2 protein-coding genes are annotated in these 3,018 nt (G+C 55.8%); one reads left to right on the top strand and one right to left on the bottom strand.

Annotated features, from left to right (window positions below; translation table 11 throughout):
• Positions 1-368: 368 nt before the first annotated feature.
• Complete coding sequence (locus tag RTK32_RS11080; protein WP_312043891.1) at positions 369-797, top strand: hypothetical protein; 429 nt, start codon at positions 369-371, stop codon at positions 795-797.
• A gap of 125 nt (positions 798-922) precedes the next feature.
• Here RTK32_RS11080 and mfd read toward each other — a convergent pair.
• On the bottom strand, positions 923-3,018 hold a 2,096-nt coding region (gene mfd / locus RTK32_RS11075; protein ID WP_312043889.1), incomplete at its 5' end, for a transcription-repair coupling factor.

Here is a 3,018-nt window from a genome sequence, read left to right as displayed (position 1 = left end):
TCTGTCTGGTCGCTCAGTTCCTATTAGGTGAACAAATTGGCCTGGCATTCCTCCCCGGTTAAACAGTGCTGCTCCGCCAGCAATATACGGCCCGGCGAGAAAATGCATTAATCGCATTAAACTTATTCTAAGCCACCGGCACAGGCTGAATCCGCTATAGACGGAATCGCAATCGCCTTACGGTGCGCTCATATACTTTCGCAACATCCCTGTCAGCCCTGCCTGTTTCGTTCACTCGACGAGTAAAAATAACCCGCACTGCGGGTGAGACAGAGTCGGCTACCGTATCTGACTGGTCAGCCACCCGTTATCCACTAAACTCATTAAGGTAGTTGATAAATTCCCTTCATGACGGCAAGGAGAAAGGTATGTCTGAACAAAGTGAAATGAGTAACGTGTTCGCCAGTAAAATGCGAGACGCCGATCTAAACTTCATTGCTAACATTGCCAGCAAACTGGGCGTGGGCCTGGGCGTTACGCTGTTTGTTAAAGGCGCTCTGGTAACGGGAAATACCATATCCGGCAAGGAATACTACGAAAAAATCGCCGAGTTCTTTGGCGATGCGCAGGAAGGAACCGTCGATCACGCCATAGCGAACTATTTCAAGCGTACCGGCGAAGAGTATTACACGCCCGAAGATGATGAAGCGTCAGTGCCCCTTAATTTTCTGCATCTGACAGATGTGGCCTTCCGGCTGGGATCGGAAAAATTCTCGCATCACAAAAATGGTCTGCTCAGGATAAAAATCGAAGAGATAGATGGTTTTATGCTGGGAATATCCACAAACGATGAATAGGGTTGTTGCAAAGGTCTGTAGCGGGTCGTCAGTAAGCCGTTGAGGAAGGCGGCACCGCTTACTGAATCTACCGGCAAATAAAACCCTGCCGGTAGATTTTCAACGGCCGCCGCGCGGCTTTCCCGTCAGGCGGCGTTTTCCAGCACCTGGCCCATAAACTCACGAACCCACTTTATACGCAGCTTACGCTCGCCAAGATCGCGAATAAACTTCAGCTTAGTCGGGCCGTCCAGTCGCCAGTTCTGCGGCTCTTTCTGTAACAGGCCAATCAGCCAGGCCGGGTCAGCTTTGTTTTTCTCCGCAAATTCGATAAAGCCGCCTTTCTCGCTCGCTTCAACACGCCGGATGCCAATCTTTTTCGCCAGCAGGCGCAGCGTGGCGATATCCAGCAGGTTGCGCGCCGGATCCGGCAGCTGGCCAAAGCGATCGATCAGCTCTACTTTCAAATCGTCCAGTTCGCCTTCCTGCTGCGCGCTGGCAATACGCTTATAGAACGACAGGCGGGTATTCACATCCGGGATATAGTCGTCCGGCAGCAGCGAAGGCATGCGCAGTTCGATATCGGTCTGACTGTTGGTCAGGTCTTCCAGCGAGGGCTCCCGGCCTTCCTTCAGTGCGTCTACAGCGTTCTCCAACAGCTCCATATAGAGTGAAAAGCCGATGGTTTCCATCTGGCCGCTCTGATCTTCGCCCAGCAGCTCGCCTGCACCACGAATTTCCAGGTCATGCGTCGCCAGCGCAAAGCCAGCCCCCAGATCCTCCAGTGAGGCGATCGCTTCCAGGCGCTTGTGCGCATCGGTAGTCATCGCTTTTGGATGCGGGGTCAGCAGCCAGGCATAGGCCTGATGGTGCGAACGACCGACGCGGCCGCGCAGCTGATGCAGCTGTGCCAGGCCAAAATGGTCGGCGCGTTCGATAATAATGGTATTGGCCGTCGGGATATCAATACCGGTTTCGATAATGGTGGTGCACACCAGCACGTTAAAGCGCTGATGATGAAAATCATTCATTACCCGTTCCAGATCCCGCTCGCGCATCTGCCCGTGTCCCACGGCGACGCGCGCTTCCGGCACCAGCTCTGAAATGCGGTGCGCGGCTTTTTCGATGTTTTCAACATCGTTATAAAGGTAATAAACCTGGCCACCGCGCAGTACTTCACGCAGGATCGCTTCGCGCACCACCAGATTATCGAACTCGCGCACAAAGGTTTTCACCGCCAGACGACGGGCAGGCGGCGTGGCGATAATCGACAGATCGCGCATGCCGCTCATTGCCATATTCAGCGTGCGGGGGATCGGCGTTGCGGTCAGCGTCAGAATATCGACGTCGGCCCGCATCGCTTTGATACGTTCTTTATGACGTACCCCGAAGCGGTGCTCTTCATCGACAATCAGCAGGCCCAAATCGCGCCATTTGATTTCGCTTTGCAGCAGCTTGTGGGTGCCGATCAGGATATCGACTTTGCCTTCGCGCGCTTCTTCCAGAATCTGCGCCTGTTCTTTCGCACTGCGGAAGCGTGAAAGCATTTCTATGCGCACCGGCCAGTTAGCGAAGCGATCGCGGAAGTTATCGTAATGCTGCTGGGCGAGCAGGGTGGTCGGCACCAGCACCGCAACCTGTTTGTGGTTTTCTACCGCAAGGAAAGCGGCGCGCATCGCCACTTCGGTTTTACCAAAGCCCACGTCGCCACACACCAGGCGATCCATGGCCAACGGCTGGCACATATCGCTGAGCACGGCGTTAATTGCCTGCGCCTGATCCGGCGTGGTTTCAAACGGGAAGCTGTCACAAAAGAGCTGATACTGATCGCGATCGTGCTTAAAGGCAAAGCCCGCTTTGGCCGCGCGCTGAGCATAGATATCCAGCAGCTCGGCCGCTACGTCGCGGACTTTTTCTGCCGCTTTCTGCCGCGCGCGTGACCAGGCGTCGCTGCCCAGCTTGTGCAGCGGGGCGTTTTCGTCCGCGCCGCCCGCGTAGCGGCTGATCAGATGCAGGGAGGAAACCGGCACGTACAGTTTGGCATCCCCCGCATAGGTCAGCATCAGGTATTCCGCCGTAATGCCGCCGGTCTCCAGCGTGGTCAGGCCAATGTAGCGGCCCACGCCGTGCTCAAGGTGCACGACCGGCTGGCCCGGATGTAGCTCCGCCAGGTTGCGGATTAACACAGCCGGGTTGATAGAGCGACGCGTGTCCTGACGACGGCGACTGACGCGTTCGCCCA

Origin of the sequence: Erwinia sp., assembly GCF_031978025.1 — a bacterium.
Lineage (GTDB): Bacteria > Pseudomonadota > Gammaproteobacteria > Enterobacterales > Enterobacteriaceae > Erwinia.
Note: the sequence above shows the minus strand (reverse complement) of the source record. Positions and strands in the feature narration are given on the sequence as shown.